A 19,026-nucleotide genomic window follows, 5' to 3' on the forward strand; every position below is an offset into this window, starting at 1 on the left:
GCGCCAAGGGGGAGAACACCATGGGTACGGACGAGAACAAGACAACGACGACGGCGGCGGCGAACGCCGCCACGCGCTACACGGTCGCGCCCGGCTACCGGGTCAACGTGCGCTCGGGCCCGAGCACCCAGTACCCGATCGTCCGGGCACTGCCGCTCGGCGCCACCGTCGCGATCTCCTGCCAGAAGAACGGCGAGTGGATCAGCGGCCCGTACGGCACCACGAGGATCTGGGACAACATAGCGCCGGGCGAGTACATCTCCGACGCGTACGTCCGTACGGGCAGCGACGGCTTCGTCGCACCGCGCTGCGCCTGAGGACCTCCTCCGCCGCCCCGGGGATAATCGACATCGTGAGCGACGACGAGCAGACCCCCAGCACCACCGGCGGCCCGACCGGCGGCACTCCTGCCGGGCCGCAGCCCGAGGAGATCCGTTTCTTCGGCACGACCTGGGTCGACCACAGCGGCGCCTACACGCTGCGCCGCGTAGGCCTCGCCGCCGGCTCGCTCGCCGCCGCCGTCGCGGCCTGCTTCGTGCTGCGCTTCGCGTACGAGGGCCTGGAGATCGCGGACGTCGGCGGCATCGTCAACATGCTGGTCGTCCTCATGTTCGCCGTCTGCAGCGCCATCGCCTTCCGCAAGACCTGGGAGGGCTTCGTCCGCAGGCCGGCCGACCCGGCTCGCGAGGAGTCCCTGCGAAGCCTCAAGGCGATCGGCTTCATCGGCTCGCTCCTCGCCTACTGCGCCCGCTGCTTCGTCGAGGCGCCCGGCGAGAACCTCCGCCGCGCCGAGCACGACACGGCCCTCGCCCAGTACGAGAAGCGACGTGGCACCCGTACGGGCAACCCGGCCGCCCGCAAGAAGCCCAAGCGCAAGTAACCGGCCGACCCGAACGAGCAACAGGCCTCAGCGAGCAAGGGGTCTGAGCGGGCAAGGGGCCTGAGCGGGCAAGGGGCCTGAGCGGGCAACGGGCCTGAGCGATGGGCCCGAGCGGGCAACGGGCCTCAGTGAGCAGCGGGCCCGGGAGAGCAACGTTCCGGGGCACGCAGCCGGCCCGCAGCGAAAAAAGCCCCCGCGATGTCACATCTCGCGGGGGCTGTCTCGTCCCCCTTGCATGACGACGACACCGCAGCAGCGCCCCGGCCACCCCACCCACCGCGTCCTCGTCCTCGGCGCGGGATACGCGGGGCTCATGACCGCCCTCCGCCTCGGCCCGCACGCCCAGGTCACCCTGATCGACCCGGCCGACCACTTCACCGAGCGCGTACGGCTCCACGAGCGCGCGGCCGGCCGCCCCGACGTGACCCACCCCCTCGCCCACTTCCTCCACCGCACCGGCATCGAGCACGTCCCGGCCCGCGCCACCGCCCTCGACCCGGAGGCCCGCCTCGTCACCACGGACGACGGGCGCCGTCTTCCGTACGACCGGCTGGTCTACGCCCTCGGCAGCCGCACCGCCCTGCCCGCCACGACGGGCGACCCCCGTGCCTACACGGCGGAGTCGGCCGACGCGCTGCACAAGCACCTGAGGGACCGCCCCGGCACGGTCGCCGTCGTCGGCGGCGGTCTCACCGGCATCGAGATGGCCACCGAACTCGCCGAGACCTACCGCCCGCTCGGCACGTCGGTACGACTCCTCTCCGGTGGCCCGGTGGGCGCCGGTCTCTCCCCGCGCGGCGCGGCGCACGTCCACCGGGTCCTCCAGGCCAGGGGTGTGCGCGTCGAGGAGGGCCGCAGGATCGCGACCCCGGACGAGGTCGACGCGGACGTGGTCGTCTGGGCCGCCTCCCTTCTCCCGAACGCCGAGCTCGCCGCCTCCGCCGGCCTCACCCTCGCCCCCTCGGGCCGGGTCGCCGTCGACTCCTCACTGCGCTCGGTCTCCCACCCGGAGATCTACGTCCCCGGCGACGCGGGCGCCGCCGCCACCGCGGAGGCGGGCGGCGAGCTGCGGATGGCCTGCGCCACCGCGCTGCCCACGGGCATCCACACGGCCCGGTCGATCGCCCGCGAACTGCGCGGCGAGGAACCCGAGCCCCTCGGGTTCGCCTACCACTTCCAGTGCGTCAGCCTCGGCCGCCGCGACGGGCTCATCCAGTTCGTCCGCCCGGACGACTCACCCCGCGACCGCCTCCTCACGGGCCGCCCGGCGGCCGCGTTCAAGGAGCTGGTGGTACGCGGTGCGACCTGGTTCATCCGCCGGTCGGCCCACCGCCACTGAACGCCCGTCGCCGCCGGGTGCTTGACGGCCGATACCGCCGGGAGGACTATTCATCACATGATGAATTACCCGGCGGGTGAGGCCGCCGACCAGGCCACGCCCAAGCCCACGGACAGGGCCGCCACCGACAAGACGGCCACGGCCGAGACAGCCGGCCGATCCGAGACAGCCGGCCGATCCGACACAGCCGACGCGTCCGACACCGCGATCGCCGCGCACGGCCTCACGACCGTCCGCGGCTACCGCACCGTCCTGCGCGACCTCGACTTCACGGTCCAAGCCGGCCGCATCACCGGCCTCCTCGGCCCCTCCGGCTGCGGCAAGACCACCCTGATGCGCGCGATCGTCGGCACCCAGGCCAAGGTCGACGGCACCCTCCAGGTCCTCGGTCGCCCCGCCGGCGACCCCACCCTCCGCTCCCGCATCGGCTACGTCACCCAGGCCCCCTCGGTCTACGACGACCTCACCGTCCGCCAGAACCTCGACTACTTCGCCGCCGTCCTGCTGCCCGGCCGCACCCACCGCCAGGAACGCCGCGCCACCGTCGGCCGGGCCATCGACGACGTCGACCTCGCCTCGCACGCCGACTCCCTCGCGGGCCGGCTCTCCGGCGGCCAGCGCAGCCGGGTCTCACTCGCCGTCGCCCTCCTCGGCACCCCGGAACTCCTCGTCCTCGACGAACCCACCGTCGGCCTCGACCCGGTCCTCCGCCGCGACCTGTGGAACCTCTTCCACCAGATCGCCGCCGACCGGGGCACGACACTCCTCGTCTCCTCCCACGTGATGGACGAGGCCGAACGCTGCCACCGCCTCCTCCTCATGCGCGAGGGCGAGATCCTCGCCGACGACACCCCCGAGGCCCTCCGCCGCCGCAACGACACCGCCACCGTCGAAGAGGCCTTCCTCCGCCTCGTCGACGCAGCCGCCGCCCGAGCCGCCCACGAGGAGCCCCGCTCATGAGCCCCGCCCGCACCCTCGCCACCGCCGCCCGCGTCCTGCGTCAGCTGCGCCACGACCCGCGCTCGATCGCCCTGATGCTCCTCGTGCCCTGCGTGATGCTCCTGCTGCTGCGGTACGTCTTCGACGGAAGCCCGGGCACCTTCGACAACATCGGTGCCTCGCTGCTCGGCATCTTCCCGCTCATCACCATGTTCCTGGTGACCTCCATCGCGACCCTCCGCGAACGCACCTCCGGCACCCTCGAACGCCTCCTCGCCATGCCCCTCGGCAAGGCCGACCTCATCGCCGGCTACGCCCTCGCCTTCGGACTCCTGGCCGTCGTCCAGTCCGTCCTGGCCACCGGCCTCGCCGTCTGGTTCCTCGGCCTCGACGTCATCGGCTCCCCCTGGCTCCTGCTCCTGGTCGCCCTCCTCGACGCCCTCCTCGGCACCGCCCTCGGCCTCTTCGTCTCCGCCTTCGCCGCCTCCGAGTTCCAGGCCGTCCAGTTCATGCCGGCCGTGATCTTCCCCCAGCTGCTGCTCTGCGGACTCTTCACCCCGCGCGACCGGATGGCCCCCGCCCTCGAAGCGATCTCCGACGTCCTGCCCATGTCGTACGCCGTCGACGGCATGAACCAGGTCCTCCGACACCCCGAGGTCACCGGCGACTTCGTCCGCGACGCCCTCGTCGTCGCAGGCTGCGCACTCCTCGTCCTCGGCCTCGGCGCGGCCACCCTCCGCCGCCGCACCGCGTGACCGCCCCTCGGACACCCGCACACCACCCGCCCCGCCGGTGCGAGGATGACGACACATACCCCCTCCGGCGAGGTGAACAGAGCCATGACCCAGACCGTCGCAGTCCTCGGCACCGGCAAGATCGGTGAAGCGCTCCTCAGCGGCATGATCCGCGCCGGCTGGCGCCCCGCAAACCTCCTGGTCACCGCCCGCCGCGCCGAACGCGCCGAGGAGCTCCGCACCCGCTACGGCGTCGAGACCGTCACCAACGCCGAGGCCGCCAAGCGCGCCGACACCCTCATCCTGGCCGTCAAGCCCCAGGACATGGGCCGCCTCCTCGACGAACTCGCCCCGCACGTCGCCGCCGACCGCCTGGTCATCAGCGCCGCCGCCGGCATCCCCACCTCCTTCATCGAGGAACGCCTCACCACCGGCACCCCCGTCGTCCGCGTCATGCCCAACACCCCCGTCCTGGTCGACGAAGGCATGTCCGTCATCTCGGCCGGCAGCCACGCCACCCCCGCGCACCTCGCCCACACCGAAGAGATCTTCGGCGGCGTCGGCAAGACCCTCCGCGTCCCCGAGTCCCAGCAGGACGCCGCCACCGCCCTCTCCGGCTCCGGCCCGGCGTACTTCTACTTCCTCGTCGAGGCCATGACCGACGCCGGCATCCTCCTCGGCCTGCCCCGCGCCCAGGCCCACGACCTGATCGTCCAGGCCGCCATCGGCGCCGCCGTGATGCTCCGCGACAGCGGCGAACACCCGGTCAAGCTCCGCGAGGCCGTCACCTCCCCGGCCGGCACCACCATCAGCGCCATCCGCGAGCTGGAGAACCACGGCGTCCGCGCCGCCCTCATCGCCGCCCTCGAAGCCGCCCGCGACCGCAGCCGCGAACTCGCCTCCGGCAACAGCTGACCCCCGGACGCCCGGCGCCAGGAACTCCTGGCGCCCCCGCGCCCCGAAGGCCCGCCTCCCGCGATCCGCCTCCTGCGTTCCGCCTCCTGCCGGGGTCACCGGACCCCGACGGACGCCCCCTTCACGACCTCCTCCGTCGTCACGACCTTCGCGAAGCGCCCCCCGTGCAGGGACACGGCCGTCGCCTGTGCCAGCTCATCCGCGGTCCGCGACCAACCGAACGGCCCCTCCAGGTCGAAGGTGTGCATCGCGTCCAGCGGGAACACCACCTCGTACCCGAGGTTCCCGCCCATCCGGGCCGTCGTCTCGTTGCACATGTTCGTCTGGATCCCGACGATCACGAACTGAGCGATCTCCTGCCCGGCCAGCCACGCGTCCAGCGACGGCTCCCCGTAGAAGGCCGAGTTCACGCTCTTCGTCACCAGCAGCTCAGGACCGCTGCCCTTCCCGCGCCGCTCCTCGACGAAGTCCTTGAAGTCGTTCCCCTCGTACCCCGTCCGCAGCGGCGACCGCGAGCCCTCCACCGAGTCGTGCCGCACGAAGACGACCGGCCGCCCCGTCTCCTGCCACAGGTCGATCAGAGCCGCGATGTTCTCCTCGGCGGCCGGGTTGTTCCGCTTCCCCCAGAACTCCTCCTCGAAGCCCTTCTGCACGTCGATGACAACCAGCGCTGCGTTCTCTGCGATCTCCATGCCCACGATCCTGCCGCCGGCCTCGACCCTCTCCCAGAGGGTCGAATGACAGCGATCGATGGTTTACTGCCACCCATGTCACCCGTGCCGCCGCCCCCCGCGCACCGCCCCCAGCGCATCGCGCTCCTCTCCTTCCCCGGCATCCGCGCCTTCGACATCTCCGTCATCACCGAGGTCTGGGGCAGCGACCGCACCCTCCGCGGCGTCCCACCCTTCGAACTCCGCAGGACTGCCACCGACCCGCACACCCCCATCCCCGTGCGCGGCGGTCTCACCCTCACCCCCGACCGCCCACTCACCTGGCTCGACGACCTCACCCCCACCGACCTGGTCCTCGTCCCCGGCATCGAAGACCCCGACGCCGACCTCCCGGCCCCCGTCCTCGACGCACTCCGCCGCGCCCACACCGCGGGCACCCCGGTCGCCTCCCTCTGCGCCGGCGCCTTCGTGCTCGCCCGCGCAGGCCTCCTCGACGGCCGCCGCGCCGTCACCCACTGGCACCTGGCCCGGACCCTGGCCGCCCGCCACCCCGCGATCCAGGTCGAACCCGACGCCCTCTTCGTCGAGGACACCGGAGTCTGGACCTCCGCCGGCACCGCCGCCGGTATCGACCTCTGCCTCCACCTCGTCCGCACCGCGCACGGAGCCGAGGCAGCCGCCGCCATCGCCCGAGCGATGGTCACCGCCCCCTTCCGCACCGGCACCCAGGCCCAGTTCATCGAGCACCCCACCCCCCGCGCCGACCGCGACGCCGACGCCCTGGCCGACGTCCGCGCCCATGCCCTCGCCCACCTGGACGAGCCCCACACCGTCGCGACCCTGGCCGCCCGCGCCGGCATGTCCCCCCGCTCCTTCGCCCGCCACTTCCACGCCACCACCGGAACCACCCCCCTGCACTGGCTCATCACCCAGCGCGTCGCCGCCGCCCAGAAACTCCTCGAACTCACCGACCACCCCCTCCCCGAGGTGGCCCGCCGCGCGGGCTTCGGCAGCGAGGTCACGATGCGCCAGCACTTCGCCTCGCACCTCGCCACCAGCCCACGCGACTACCGCAACGCGTTCCGTCACCCGGCGGGCAACAGCCCGATCGCCCGATAGGCCCGGTCCACCATGGGCCGCGCCGTCTCCCGGGCCCGCTGGGCCCCGTCCCGTAGCACCTGATCCACATAGCCGGGATCCGCCGCGAGCTCGGCATGCCGCTCCCGCAGGGGCCTCAGCAGCTCGACGACCGCGTCCGCCGTGTCCTTCTTCAACGATCCGTACGTTTCATATACACCGGCCAGCGCCTCGGGGTTCCCACCCGTCGAGGCCGCCATCAGATCGAGCAGGTTGGCGACCCCCGGCTTGGCGTCCCGGTCGTACTCCACGTCCCGCCCGCTGTCGGTCACGGCCCGCATGACCTTCCGCCGCACGGTCTCCGCGTCGTCGAGCAGATAGACGATCCCGGCCCCGTTCGCGTGCGACTTCCCCATCTTCGACGTGGGGTCCTGAAGGTCCATGACCCGAGCCGCCACCTCCGGCCGCGTCGCCCGCGGCACTGTGAACGTGTGCCCGTACCGCTGGTTGAACCGCACCGCCAGATCCCGGGTGAGCTCCACGTGCTGCGTCTGGTCCTCACCCACCGGCACCTCGTCGGCCCCGTACGCCAGGATGTCCGCCGCCATCAGCACCGGATACGTCAGCAGCGACAGCCGCACGCCCTGCCCCGACGTCCGCGCCCGGACGCTCTTCTCCTTGTACTGGATCATCCGCCGCAGCTCGCCGTCCGTGGCCGTGCACTCCAGCAGGTACGACAGCCGAGCGTGCTCGTCCACATGGCTCTGCACGAACAAGGTGCACAGCTTCGGATCCAGCCCCGCGGCCAGCAGCAGCGTGGCCGCCTGCCGGCTGAGCCGCCGCACCCGCGCCGGATCGTGCTCCACGGTCAGCGCATGCAGGTCCACGACGCTGAACAGCGCCTCCGCCTGATGCTGATCGACCTCGACCCACCGTCGTACGGCCCCGAGGTAATTGCCCAGCGTCAGGTGCCCGGTCGGCTTGACCCCGCTGAAGATCCTCGTCATCGCGTTCGCTCTCCCTTGTCTCCTGGGCGCCGACCCGACGGCCGGCTCCCGGAGGGGATACGCGAACGGCCGCCGAGGCGGCGGCCGCTTGCTGCATGCGCGAGTGGTGGGCCGCCGTCAGGCGGCCCACCACTGGGTGGTGTGCGCACGCGTAGTCATGCGCAGAGAGTACGCCCGAGGACCGGGGTTGACACGGGATTGACGGATCCGTAAGGTTCTCCGAGTTGTCCGACGTGAGCACCGACCCCGGTCGGCCCCGGACAGCCATCCCGCAAGATCAACAGAAGCTGATGGTGCTTTGCCGTGCCATTCTGCTTTCCGTGCGTTTTTGCGAAATGAGGAATCCGCGTTCGAAGTCTGGACGCAGCCGCCCGATTAGCGTCGGAGGCAGGGAATCCGCTAAAGTCTCACTCGTCGGAACGGCCCAACAGCCGGAAAGACAACTCCCGCTGACTGGGAATCAGACGCCGAAAGGATCTGATAGAGTCGGAAACGCAAGAACGAAGGGAAGCCCGGAGGAAAGCCCGAGAGGGTGAGTACAAAGGAAGCGTCCGTTCCTTGAGAACTCAACAGCGTGCCAAAAATCAACGCCAGATTAGTTGATACCCCGTCCATCTTCGGATGGCGAGGTTCCTTTGAAAGTCCTGCCGGCCCTTGTGGCGGGTAGGCAACATACACAGCGAGGACGCTGTGGACAGTCGGCCTTATTCCGGTCTGACTGTCCCGCTCAACGCGAGTGTCACCCGATTACGGGTAAACATTCACGGAGAGTTTGATCCTGGCTCAGGACGAACGCTGGCGGCGTGCTTAACACATGCAAGTCGAACGATGAAGCCCTTCGGGGTGGATTAGTGGCGAACGGGTGAGTAACACGTGGGCAATCTGCCCTTCACTCTGGGACAAGCCCTGGAAACGGGGTCTAATACCGGATAACACCGGCTTCCGCATGGGAGCTGGTTGAAAGCTCCGGCGGTGAAGGATGAGCCCGCGGCCTATCAGCTTGTTGGTGGGGTAATGGCCTACCAAGGCGACGACGGGTAGCCGGCCTGAGAGGGCGACCGGCCACACTGGGACTGAGACACGGCCCAGACTCCTACGGGAGGCAGCAGTGGGGAATATTGCACAATGGGCGAAAGCCTGATGCAGCGACGCCGCGTGAGGGATGACGGCCTTCGGGTTGTAAACCTCTTTCAGCAGGGAAGAAGCGAAAGTGACGGTACCTGCAGAAGAAGCGCCGGCTAACTACGTGCCAGCAGCCGCGGTAATACGTAGGGCGCAAGCGTTGTCCGGAATTATTGGGCGTAAAGAGCTCGTAGGCGGCTTGTCACGTCGGGTGTGAAAGCCCGGGGCTTAACCCCGGGTCTGCATCCGATACGGGCAGGCTAGAGTGTGGTAGGGGAGATCGGAATTCCTGGTGTAGCGGTGAAATGCGCAGATATCAGGAGGAACACCGGTGGCGAAGGCGGATCTCTGGGCCATTACTGACGCTGAGGAGCGAAAGCGTGGGGAGCGAACAGGATTAGATACCCTGGTAGTCCACGCCGTAAACGTTGGGAACTAGGTGTTGGCGACATTCCACGTCGTCGGTGCCGCAGCTAACGCATTAAGTTCCCCGCCTGGGGAGTACGGCCGCAAGGCTAAAACTCAAAGGAATTGACGGGGGCCCGCACAAGCAGCGGAGCATGTGGCTTAATTCGACGCAACGCGAAGAACCTTACCAAGGCTTGACATATACCGGAAAGCATTAGAGATAGTGCCCCCCTTGTGGTCGGTATACAGGTGGTGCATGGCTGTCGTCAGCTCGTGTCGTGAGATGTTGGGTTAAGTCCCGCAACGAGCGCAACCCTTGTCCTGTGTTGCCAGCATGCCCTTCGGGGTGATGGGGACTCACAGGAGACCGCCGGGGTCAACTCGGAGGAAGGTGGGGACGACGTCAAGTCATCATGCCCCTTATGTCTTGGGCTGCACACGTGCTACAATGGCCGGTACAAAGAGCTGCGATGCCGCGAGGCGGAGCGAATCTCAAAAAGCCGGTCTCAGTTCGGATTGGGGTCTGCAACTCGACCCCATGAAGTCGGAGTTGCTAGTAATCGCAGATCAGCATTGCTGCGGTGAATACGTTCCCGGGCCTTGTACACACCGCCCGTCACGTCACGAAAGTCGGTAACACCCGAAGCCGGTGGCCCAACCCCTTGTGGGAGGGAGCTGTCGAAGGTGGGACTGGCGATTGGGACGAAGTCGTAACAAGGTAGCCGTACCGGAAGGTGCGGCTGGATCACCTCCTTTCTAAGGAGCACAGTACCGATTGCAGGCAAATGTTCTGCACGGTCAGCTCATGGGTGGAACGTTGATTAGTTGGCACAGTCTCTCTCCGAGAAATCGTTAGTACTGCTTCGGCGTGGAAAACGAGCTTCGAGGAACGGACTGTGCTTGGCACGTTGTTGGGTATCTGAGGGTACGGCCGTAAGGTTTGTATCTTCGCGATGCCGGCCCCAGTGAACTCATCTGCTTGTCGGGTGGGGTGATGGGTGGCTGGTCGTTGCTTGAGAACTACACAGTGGACGCGAGCATCTGTGGCCAAGTTTTTAAGGGCGCACGGTGGATGCCTTGGCACCAGGAACCGATGAAGGACGTGGGAGGCCACGATAGTCCCCGGGGAGCCGTCAACCAGGCTTTGATCCGGGGGTTTCCGAATGGGGAAACCCGGCAGTCGTCATGGGCTGTCACCCATGCCTGAACACATAGGGCATGTGGAGGGAACGAGGGGAAGTGAAACATCTCAGTACCCTCAGGAAGAGAAAACAACCGTGATTCCGGGAGTAGTGGCGAGCGAAACCGGATGAGGCCAAACCGTATGCGTGTGATACCCGGCAGGGGTTGCGCATGCGGGGTTGTGGGATCTCTCTTTCACAGTCTGCCGGCTGTGAGACGAGTCAGAAACCGTTGATGTAGGCGAAGGACATGCGAAAGGTCCGGCGTAGAGGGTAAGACCCCCGTAGCTGAAACATTAACGGCTCGTTTGAGAGACACCCAAGTAGCACGGGGCCCGAGAAATCCCGTGTGAATCTGGCGGGACCACCCGCTAAGCCTAAATATTCCCTGGTGACCGATAGCGGATAGTACCGTGAGGGAATGGTGAAAAGTACCGCGGGAGCGGAGTGAAATAGTACCTGAAACCGTGTGCCTACAAGCCGTGGGAGCGTCGGATACAGCTTGCTGTATCTCGTGACTGCGTGCCTTTTGAAGAATGAGCCTGCGAGTTTGCGGTGCGTTGCGAGGTTAACCCGTGTGGGGAAGCCGTAGCGAAAGCGAGTCCGAATAGGGCGATTCAGTAGCGCGCTCAAGACCCGAAGCGGAGTGATCTAGCCATGGGCAGGTTGAAGCGGAGGTAAGACTTCGTGGAGGACCGAACCCACCAGGGTTGAAAACCTGGGGGATGACCTGTGGTTAGGGGTGAAAGGCCAATCAAACTCCGTGATAGCTGGTTCTCCCCGAAATGCATTTAGGTGCAGCGTCGTGTGTTTCTTGCCGGAGGTAGAGCACTGGATAGGCGATGGGCCCTACCGGGTTACTGACCTTAGCCAAACTCCGAATGCCGGTAAGTGAGAGCACGGCAGTGAGACTGTGGGGGATAAGCTCCATGGTCGAGAGGGAAACAGCCCAGAGCATCGACTAAGGCCCCTAAGCGTACGCTAAGTGGGAAAGGATGTGGAGTCGCAGAGACAACCAGGAGGTTGGCTTAGAAGCAGCCACCCTTGAAAGAGTGCGTAATAGCTCACTGGTCAAGTGATTCCGCGCCGACAATGTAGCGGGGCTCAAGCGTACCGCCGAAGTCGTGTCATTGCAGCAATAGGGCCAACGCCCGCTGTGATGGGTAGGGGAGCGTCGTGTGCCGGGTGAAGCAGCCGCGGAAGCGAGTTGTGGACGGTTCACGAGTGAGAATGCAGGCATGAGTAGCGATACACACGTGAGAAACGTGTGCGCCGATTGACTAAGGGTTCCTGGGTCAAGCTGATCTGCCCAGGGTAAGTCGGGACCTAAGGCGAGGCCGACAGGCGTAGTCGATGGACAACCGGTTGATATTCCGGTACCCGCTTTGAAACGCCCAATATCGAGCCCATTAATGCTAAGGCCGTGAAGCCGTTCCGGACCCTTCGGGGAAAGGAAAGTGGTGGAGCCGCTGACCCAAGGTGGTAGTAGGTAAGCGATGGGGTGACGCAGGAAGGTAGTCCAACCCGGGCGGTGGTAGTCCCGGGGTAAGGGTGTAGGGCGTTGTCCAGGTAAATCCGGACAGCACATAGCCTGAGACCTGATGCCGAGCCGATTGTGGTGAAGTGGATGATCCTATGCTGTCGAGAAAAGCCTCTAGCGAGTTTCATGGCGGCCCGTACCCTAAACCGACTCAGGTGGTCAGGTAGAGAATACCGAGGCGTTCGGGTGAACTATGGTTAAGGAACTCGGCAAAATGCCCCCGTAACTTCGGGAGAAGGGGGCCACGTCTGGTGATCGGATTTACTCCGTGAGCTGGGGGTGGCCGCAGAGACCAGCGAGAAGCGACTGTTTACTAAAAACACAGGTCCGTGCGAAGCCGTAAGGCGATGTATACGGACTGACGCCTGCCCGGTGCTGGAACGTTAAGGGGACCGGTTAGCTCTGTTTCGACAGGGCGAAGCTGAGAACTTAAGCGCCAGTAAACGGCGGTGGTAACTATAACCATCCTAAGGTAGCGAAATTCCTTGTCGGGTAAGTTCCGACCTGCACGAATGGCGTAACGACTTCTCGACTGTCTCAACCATAGGCCCGGTGAAATTGCACTACGAGTAAAGATGCTCGTTTCGCGCAGCAGGACGGAAAGACCCCGGGACCTTTACTACAGTTTGATATTGGTGTTCGGTTCGGCTTGTGTAGGATAGGTGGGAGACTTTGAAGCCGTGACGCCAGTCATGGTGGAGTCGCCGTTGAAATACCACTCTGGTCGTGCTGGATGTCTAACCTCGGTCCGTGATCCGGATCAGGGACAGTGTCTGATGGGTAGTTTAACTGGGGCGGTTGCCTCCCAAAGGGTAACGGAGGCGCCCAAAGGTTCCCTCAGCCTGGTTGGCAATCAGGTGTTGAGTGTAAGTGCACAAGGGAGCTTGACTGTGAGACCGACGGGTCGAGCAGGGACGAAAGTCGGGACTAGTGATCCGGCGGTGGCTTGTGGAAGCGCCGTCGCTCAACGGATAAAAGGTACCCCGGGGATAACAGGCTGATCTTCCCCAAGAGTCCATATCGACGGGATGGTTTGGCACCTCGATGTCGGCTCGTCGCATCCTGGGGCTGGAGTCGGTCCCAAGGGTTGGGCTGTTCGCCCATTAAAGCGGTACGCGAGCTGGGTTTAGAACGTCGTGAGACAGTTCGGTCCCTATCCGCTGCGCGCGCAGGAATATTGAGAAGGGCTGTCCCTAGTACGAGAGGACCGGGACGGACGAACCTCTGGTGTGCCAGTTGTCCTGCCAAGGGCATGGCTGGTTGGCTACGTTCGGGAGGGATAACCGCTGAAAGCATCTAAGCGGGAAGCCTGCTTCGAGATGAGTATTCCCACCTCCTTGAGAGGGTAAGGCTCCCAGTAGACGACTGGGTTGATAGGCCGGATGTGGAAGCCCAGTAATGGGTGGAGCTGACCGGTACTAATAGGCCGAGGGCTTGTCCTCAGTTGCTCGCGTCCACTGTGTTAGTTCTGAAGTAACGAACCGTGCCGATATCCGGTTGGTCAACTTCATAGAGTTTCGGTGGTCATAGCGTTAGGGAAACGCCCGGTTACATTCCGAACCCGGAAGCTAAGCCTTTCAGCGCCGATGGTACTGCAGGGGGGACCCTGTGGGAGAGTAGGACGCCGCCGAACAATCATTGTGGGAAAGCCCCGCACCTTATGGTGCGGGGCTTTTCTGCGTTCAGGACCATTGTCTGGCCGGCGGAGCGGCTCCTCGACGGCCGTGGCCGGCGGCCCCCGTGGGCGCCGCCCGAAGTGGCAATCCGACCCCCAGACATCTGATAGAGTCGGAGACGCAGGAAGGGACCACCGCGAAAGCGATGGGACTCGAAAGCACCGAGGAAATCAGAACGAAAACATCTGATAGAGTCGGAACCGCCGGAAGGGCCCGGAGCGAAAGCAAATGGGACCGGAAAGCACCGAGGAAATCGGATCGGAAAGATCTGATAGAGTCGGAAACGCAAGAACGAAGGGAAGCCCGGAGGAAAGCCCGAGAGGGTGAGTACAAAGGAAGCGTCCGTTCCTTGAGAACTCAACAGCGTGCCAAAAATCAACGCCAGATTAGTTGATACCCCGTCCATCTTCGGATGGCGAGGTTCCTTTGAAAGTCCTGCCGGCCCTTGTGGCGGGTAGGCAACATACACAGCGAGGACGCTGTGGACAGTCGGCCTTATTCCGGCCTGACTGTCCCGCTCAACGCGAGTGTCACCCGATTACGGGTAAACATTCACGGAGAGTTTGATCCTGGCTCAGGACGAACGCTGGCGGCGTGCTTAACACATGCAAGTCGAACGATGAAGCCCTTCGGGGTGGATTAGTGGCGAACGGGTGAGTAACACGTGGGCAATCTGCCCTTCACTCTGGGACAAGCCCTGGAAACGGGGTCTAATACCGGATAACACCGGCTTCCGCATGGGAGCTGGTTGAAAGCTCCGGCGGTGAAGGATGAGCCCGCGGCCTATCAGCTTGTTGGTGGGGTAATGGCCTACCAAGGCGACGACGGGTAGCCGGCCTGAGAGGGCGACCGGCCACACTGGGACTGAGACACGGCCCAGACTCCTACGGGAGGCAGCAGTGGGGAATATTGCACAATGGGCGAAAGCCTGATGCAGCGACGCCGCGTGAGGGATGACGGCCTTCGGGTTGTAAACCTCTTTCAGCAGGGAAGAAGCGAAAGTGACGGTACCTGCAGAAGAAGCGCCGGCTAACTACGTGCCAGCAGCCGCGGTAATACGTAGGGCGCAAGCGTTGTCCGGAATTATTGGGCGTAAAGAGCTCGTAGGCGGCTTGTCACGTCGGGTGTGAAAGCCCGGGGCTTAACCCCGGGTCTGCATCCGATACGGGCAGGCTAGAGTGTGGTAGGGGAGATCGGAATTCCTGGTGTAGCGGTGAAATGCGCAGATATCAGGAGGAACACCGGTGGCGAAGGCGGATCTCTGGGCCATTACTGACGCTGAGGAGCGAAAGCGTGGGGAGCGAACAGGATTAGATACCCTGGTAGTCCACGCCGTAAACGTTGGGAACTAGGTGTTGGCGACATTCCACGTCGTCGGTGCCGCAGCTAACGCATTAAGTTCCCCGCCTGGGGAGTACGGCCGCAAGGCTAAAACTCAAAGGAATTGACGGGGGCCCGCACAAGCAGCGGAGCATGTGGCTTAATTCGACGCAACGCGAAGAACCTTACCAAGGCTTGACATATACCGGAAAGCATTAGAGATAGTGCCCCCCTTGTGGTCGGTATACAGGTGGTGCATGGCTGTCGTCAGCTCGTGTCGTGAGATGTTGGGTTAAGTCCCGCAACGAGCGCAACCCTTGTCCTGTGTTGCCAGCATGCCCTTCGGGGTGATGGGGACTCACAGGAGACCGCCGGGGTCAACTCGGAGGAAGGTGGGGACGACGTCAAGTCATCATGCCCCTTATGTCTTGGGCTGCACACGTGCTACAATGGCCGGTACAAAGAGCTGCGATGCCGCGAGGCGGAGCGAATCTCAAAAAGCCGGTCTCAGTTCGGATTGGGGTCTGCAACTCGACCCCATGAAGTCGGAGTTGCTAGTAATCGCAGATCAGCATTGCTGCGGTGAATACGTTCCCGGGCCTTGTACACACCGCCCGTCACGTCACGAAAGTCGGTAACACCCGAAGCCGGTGGCCCAACCCCTTGTGGGAGGGAGCTGTCGAAGGTGGGACTGGCGATTGGGACGAAGTCGTAACAAGGTAGCCGTACCGGAAGGTGCGGCTGGATCACCTCCTTTCTAAGGAGCACAGTACCGATTGCAGGCAAATGTTCTGCACGGTCAGCTCATGGGTGGAACGTTGATTAGTTGGCACGATCTCGAGGATCACCTCACAAGTACTGCTTCGGCGTGGAACGTGATGATGATGCGACGGGTCGTGCTTGGCACGTTGTTGGGTATCTGAGGGTACGGCCGTAAGGTTTGTATCTTCGCGATGCCGGCCCCAGTGAACTCATCTGCTTGTCGGGTGGGGTGATGGGTGGCTGGTCGTTGCTTGAGAACTACACAGTGGACGCGAGCATCTGTGGCCAAGTTTTTAAGGGCGCACGGTGGATGCCTTGGCACCAGGAACCGATGAAGGACGTGGGAGGCCACGATAGTCCCCGGGGAGCCGTCAACCAGGCTTTGATCCGGGGGTTTCCGAATGGGGAAACCCGGCAGTCGTCATGGGCTGTCACCCATGCCTGAACACATAGGGCATGTGGAGGGAACGAGGGGAAGTGAAACATCTCAGTACCCTCAGGAAGAGAAAACAACCGTGATTCCGGGAGTAGTGGCGAGCGAAACCGGATGAGGCCAAACCGTATGCGTGTGATACCCGGCAGGGGTTGCGCATGCGGGGTTGTGGGATCTCTCTTTCACAGTCTGCCGGCTGTGAGACGAGTCAGAAACCGTTGATGTAGGCGAAGGACATGCGAAAGGTCCGGCGTAGAGGGTAAGACCCCCGTAGCTGAAACATTAACGGCTCGTTTGAGAGACACCCAAGTAGCACGGGGCCCGAGAAATCCCGTGTGAATCTGGCGGGACCACCCGCTAAGCCTAAATATTCCCTGGTGACCGATAGCGGATAGTACCGTGAGGGAATGGTGAAAAGTACCGCGGGAGCGGAGTGAAATAGTACCTGAAACCGTGTGCCTACAAGCCGTGGGAGCGTCGGATACAGCTTGCTGTATCTCGTGACTGCGTGCCTTTTGAAGAATGAGCCTGCGAGTTTGCGGTGCGTTGCGAGGTTAACCCGTGTGGGGAAGCCGTAGCGAAAGCGAGTCCGAATAGGGCGATTCAGTAGCGCGCTCAAGACCCGAAGCGGAGTGATCTAGCCATGGGCAGGTTGAAGCGGAGGTAAGACTTCGTGGAGGACCGAACCCACCAGGGTTGAAAACCTGGGGGATGACCTGTGGTTAGGGGTGAAAGGCCAATCAAACTCCGTGATAGCTGGTTCTCCCCGAAATGCATTTAGGTGCAGCGTCGTGTGTTTCTTGCCGGAGGTAGAGCACTGGATAGGCGATGGGCCCTACCGGGTTACTGACCTTAGCCAAACTCCGAATGCCGGTAAGTGAGAGCACGGCAGTGAGACTGTGGGGGATAAGCTCCATGGTCGAGAGGGAAACAGCCCAGAGCATCGACTAAGGCCCCTAAGCGTACGCTAAGTGGGAAAGGATGTGGAGTCGCAGAGACAACCAGGAGGTTGGCTTAGAAGCAGCCACCCTTGAAAGAGTGCGTAATAGCTCACTGGTCAAGTGATTCCGCGCCGACAATGTAGCGGGGCTCAAGCGTACCGCCGAAGTCGTGTCATTGCAGCAATAGGGCCAACGCCCGCTGTGATGGGTAGGGGAGCGTCGTGTGCCGGGTGAAGCAGCCGCGGAAGCGAGTTGTGGACGGTTCACGAGTGAGAATGCAGGCATGAGTAGCGATACACACGTGAGAAACGTGTGCGCCGATTGACTAAGGGTTCCTGGGTCAAGCTGATCTGCCCAGGGTAAGTCGGGACCTAAGGCGAGGCCGACAGGCGTAGTCGATGGACAACCGGTTGATATTCCGGTACCCGCTTTGAAACGCCCAATATCGAGCCCATTAATGCTAAGGCCGTGAAGCCGTTCCGGACCCTTCGGGGAAAGGAAAGTGGTGGAGCCGCTGACCCAAGGTGGTAGTAGGTAAGCGATGGGGTGACGCAGGAAGGTAGTCCAACCCGGGCGGTGGTAGTCCCGGGGTAAGGGTGTAGGGCGTTGTCCAGGTAAATCCGGACAGCACATAGCCTGAGACCTGATGCCGAGCCGATTGTGGTGAAGTGGATGATCCTATGCTGTCGAGAAAAGCCTCTAGCGAGTTTCATGGCGGCCCGTACCCTAAACCGACTCAGGTGGTCAGGTAGAGAATACCGAGGCGTTCGGGTGAACTATGGTTAAGGAACTCGGCAAAATGCCCCCGTAACTTCGGGAGAAGGGGGGCCACGTCTGGTGATCGGATTTACTCCGTGAGCTGGGGGTGGCCGCAGAGACCAGCGAGAAGCGACTGTTTACTAAAAACACAGGTCCGTGCGAAGCCGTAAGGCGATGTATACGGACTGACGCCTGCCCGGTGCTGGAACGTTAAGGGGACCGGTTAGCTCTGTTTCGACAGGGCGAAGCTGAGAACTTAAGCGCCAGTAAACGGCGGTGGTAACTATAACCATCCTAAGGTAGCGAAATTCCTTGTCGGGTAAGTTCCGACCTGCACGAATGGCGTAACGACTTCTCGACTGTCTCAACCATAGGCCCGGTGAAATTGCACTACGAGTAAAGATGCTCGTTTCGCGCAGCAGGACGGAAAGACCCCGGGACCTTTACTACAGTTTGATATTGGTGTTCGGTTCGGCTTGTGTAGGATAGGTGGGAGACTTTGAAGCCGTGACGCCAGTCATGGTGGAGTCGCCGTTGAAATACCACTCTGGTCGTGCTGGATGTCTAACCTCGGTCCGTGATCCGGATCAGGGACAGTGTCTGATGGGTAGTTTAACTGGGGCGGTTGCCTCCCAAAGGGTAACGGAGGCGCCCAAAGGTTCCCTCAGCCTGGTTGGCAATCAGGTGTTGAGTGTAAGTGCACAAGGGAGCTTGACTGTGAGACCGACGGGTCGAGCAGGGACGAAAGTCGGGACTAGTGATCCGGCGGTGGCTTGTGGAAGCGCCGTCGCTCAACGGATAAAAGGTACCCCGGGGATAACAGGCTGATCTTCCCCAAGAGTCCATATCGACGGGATGGTTTGGCACCTCGATGTCGGCTCGTCGCATCCTGGGGCTGGAGTCGGTCCCAAGGGTTGGGCTGTTCGCCCATTAAAGCGGTACGCGAGCTGGGTTTAGAACGTCGTGAGACAGTTCGGTCCCTATCCGCTGCGCGCGCAGGAATATTGAGAAGGGCTGTCCCTAGTACGAGAGGACCGGGACGGACGAACCTCTGGTGTGCCAGTTGTCCTGCCAAGGGCATGGCTGGTTGGCTACGTTCGGGAGGGATAACCGCTGAAAGCATCTAAGCGGGAAGCCTGCTTCGAGATGAGTATTCCCACCTCCTTGAGAGGGTAAGGCTCCCAGTAGACGACTGGGTTGATAGGCCGGATGTGGAAGCCCAGTAATGGGTGGAGCTGACCGGTACTAATAGGCCGAGGGCTTGTCCTCAGTTGCTCGCGTCCACTGTGTTAGTTCTGAAGTAACGAACCGTGCCGATATCC

Annotated in this window: 9 protein-coding genes and 5 rRNA genes; 12 read left to right on the plus strand and 2 right to left on the minus strand. The window is 63.5% G+C overall.

What is annotated here, in order from left to right; translation table 11 throughout:
* Positions 1 to 20: 20 nt before the first annotated feature.
* The 6 genes from OG259_RS23560 (at position 21) to proC (ending at position 4,807) form a co-directional block, all read left to right on the plus strand.
* Positions 21 to 317 (plus strand): SH3 domain-containing protein, encoded by a 297-nt coding sequence (locus OG259_RS23560; protein ID WP_328944064.1) that lies wholly within the window; start codon positions 21 to 23, stop codon positions 315 to 317.
* A 35-nt stretch (positions 318 to 352) separates the two neighbouring features.
* Complete coding sequence (locus tag OG259_RS23565; RefSeq protein ID WP_328944065.1) at positions 353 to 880, plus strand: hypothetical protein; 528 nt, start codon at positions 353 to 355, stop codon at positions 878 to 880.
* A gap of 235 nt (positions 881 to 1,115) precedes the next feature.
* Positions 1,116 to 2,219 (plus strand): NAD(P)/FAD-dependent oxidoreductase, encoded by a 1,104-nt coding sequence (locus OG259_RS23570; RefSeq protein WP_328944066.1) that lies wholly within the window; start codon positions 1,116 to 1,118, stop codon positions 2,217 to 2,219.
* Positions 2,220 to 2,276: 57 nt separating this feature from the next.
* Positions 2,277 to 3,179 carry an ABC transporter ATP-binding protein gene (locus OG259_RS23575; RefSeq protein WP_328944067.1) on the plus strand — a complete coding sequence of 301 codons (903 nt, stop codon included), beginning with the start codon at positions 2,277 to 2,279 and terminating at the stop codon, positions 3,177 to 3,179.
* Positions 3,176 to 3,913 (plus strand): ABC transporter permease, encoded by a 738-nt coding sequence (locus OG259_RS23580; protein ID WP_328944068.1) that lies wholly within the window; start codon positions 3,176 to 3,178, stop codon positions 3,911 to 3,913. The genes OG259_RS23575 and OG259_RS23580 overlap by 4 nt, the downstream gene beginning before the upstream one ends.
* A gap of 84 nt (positions 3,914 to 3,997) precedes the next feature.
* Positions 3,998 to 4,807, plus strand: a complete 810-nt coding sequence (proC, locus tag OG259_RS23585; protein WP_189836075.1) for a pyrroline-5-carboxylate reductase — start codon at positions 3,998 to 4,000, stop codon at positions 4,805 to 4,807.
* A gap of 95 nt (positions 4,808 to 4,902) precedes the next feature.
* On the opposite strand, the gene OG259_RS23590 is transcribed toward proC, so the two are convergent.
* Complete coding sequence (locus OG259_RS23590; protein WP_328944069.1) at positions 4,903 to 5,499, minus strand: cysteine hydrolase family protein; 597 nt, start codon at positions 5,497 to 5,499, stop codon at positions 4,903 to 4,905.
* Between the two features lie 75 nt (positions 5,500 to 5,574).
* On the opposite strand from OG259_RS23590, the gene OG259_RS23595 reads away from it, so the two are divergent.
* Positions 5,575 to 6,597, plus strand: coding sequence for a GlxA family transcriptional regulator (locus OG259_RS23595; RefSeq protein ID WP_328944070.1), 1,023 nt, complete (start codon positions 5,575 to 5,577; stop codon positions 6,595 to 6,597).
* On the opposite strand, the gene trpS is transcribed toward OG259_RS23595, so the two are convergent.
* Positions 6,564 to 7,562: a tryptophan--tRNA ligase gene (gene trpS / locus OG259_RS23600; RefSeq protein ID WP_328944071.1), complete on the minus strand. Its 999-nt coding sequence runs from the start codon at positions 7,560 to 7,562 to the stop codon at positions 6,564 to 6,566. The two genes, OG259_RS23595 and trpS, sit on opposite strands and share 34 nt — an antisense overlap.
* 760 nt (positions 7,563 to 8,322) lie before the next feature.
* Here trpS and OG259_RS23605 point away from each other — a divergent pair.
* From OG259_RS23605 to OG259_RS23625, 5 genes are all read left to right on the plus strand, one after another.
* A 16S ribosomal RNA gene (locus tag OG259_RS23605) occupies positions 8,323 to 9,848 on the plus strand.
* Between the two features lie 289 nt (positions 9,849 to 10,137).
* Positions 10,138 to 13,255 (plus strand): 23S ribosomal RNA (locus tag OG259_RS23610).
* 74 nt (positions 13,256 to 13,329) lie between these two features.
* Positions 13,330 to 13,446 (plus strand): 5S ribosomal RNA (gene rrf, locus OG259_RS23615).
* A 594-nt stretch (positions 13,447 to 14,040) separates the two neighbouring features.
* Positions 14,041 to 15,566 (plus strand): 16S ribosomal RNA (locus tag OG259_RS23620).
* 288 nt (positions 15,567 to 15,854) lie between these two features.
* Positions 15,855 to 18,973 (plus strand): 23S ribosomal RNA (locus OG259_RS23625).
* The 16S, 23S and 5S rRNA genes sit together here, the layout of an rRNA operon.
* Positions 18,974 to 19,026 lie beyond the last annotated feature (53 nt).

Origin of the sequence: Streptomyces sp. NBC_00250 (assembly GCF_036192275.1) — a bacterium.
GTDB lineage: Bacteria > Actinomycetota > Actinomycetes > Streptomycetales > Streptomycetaceae > Streptomyces.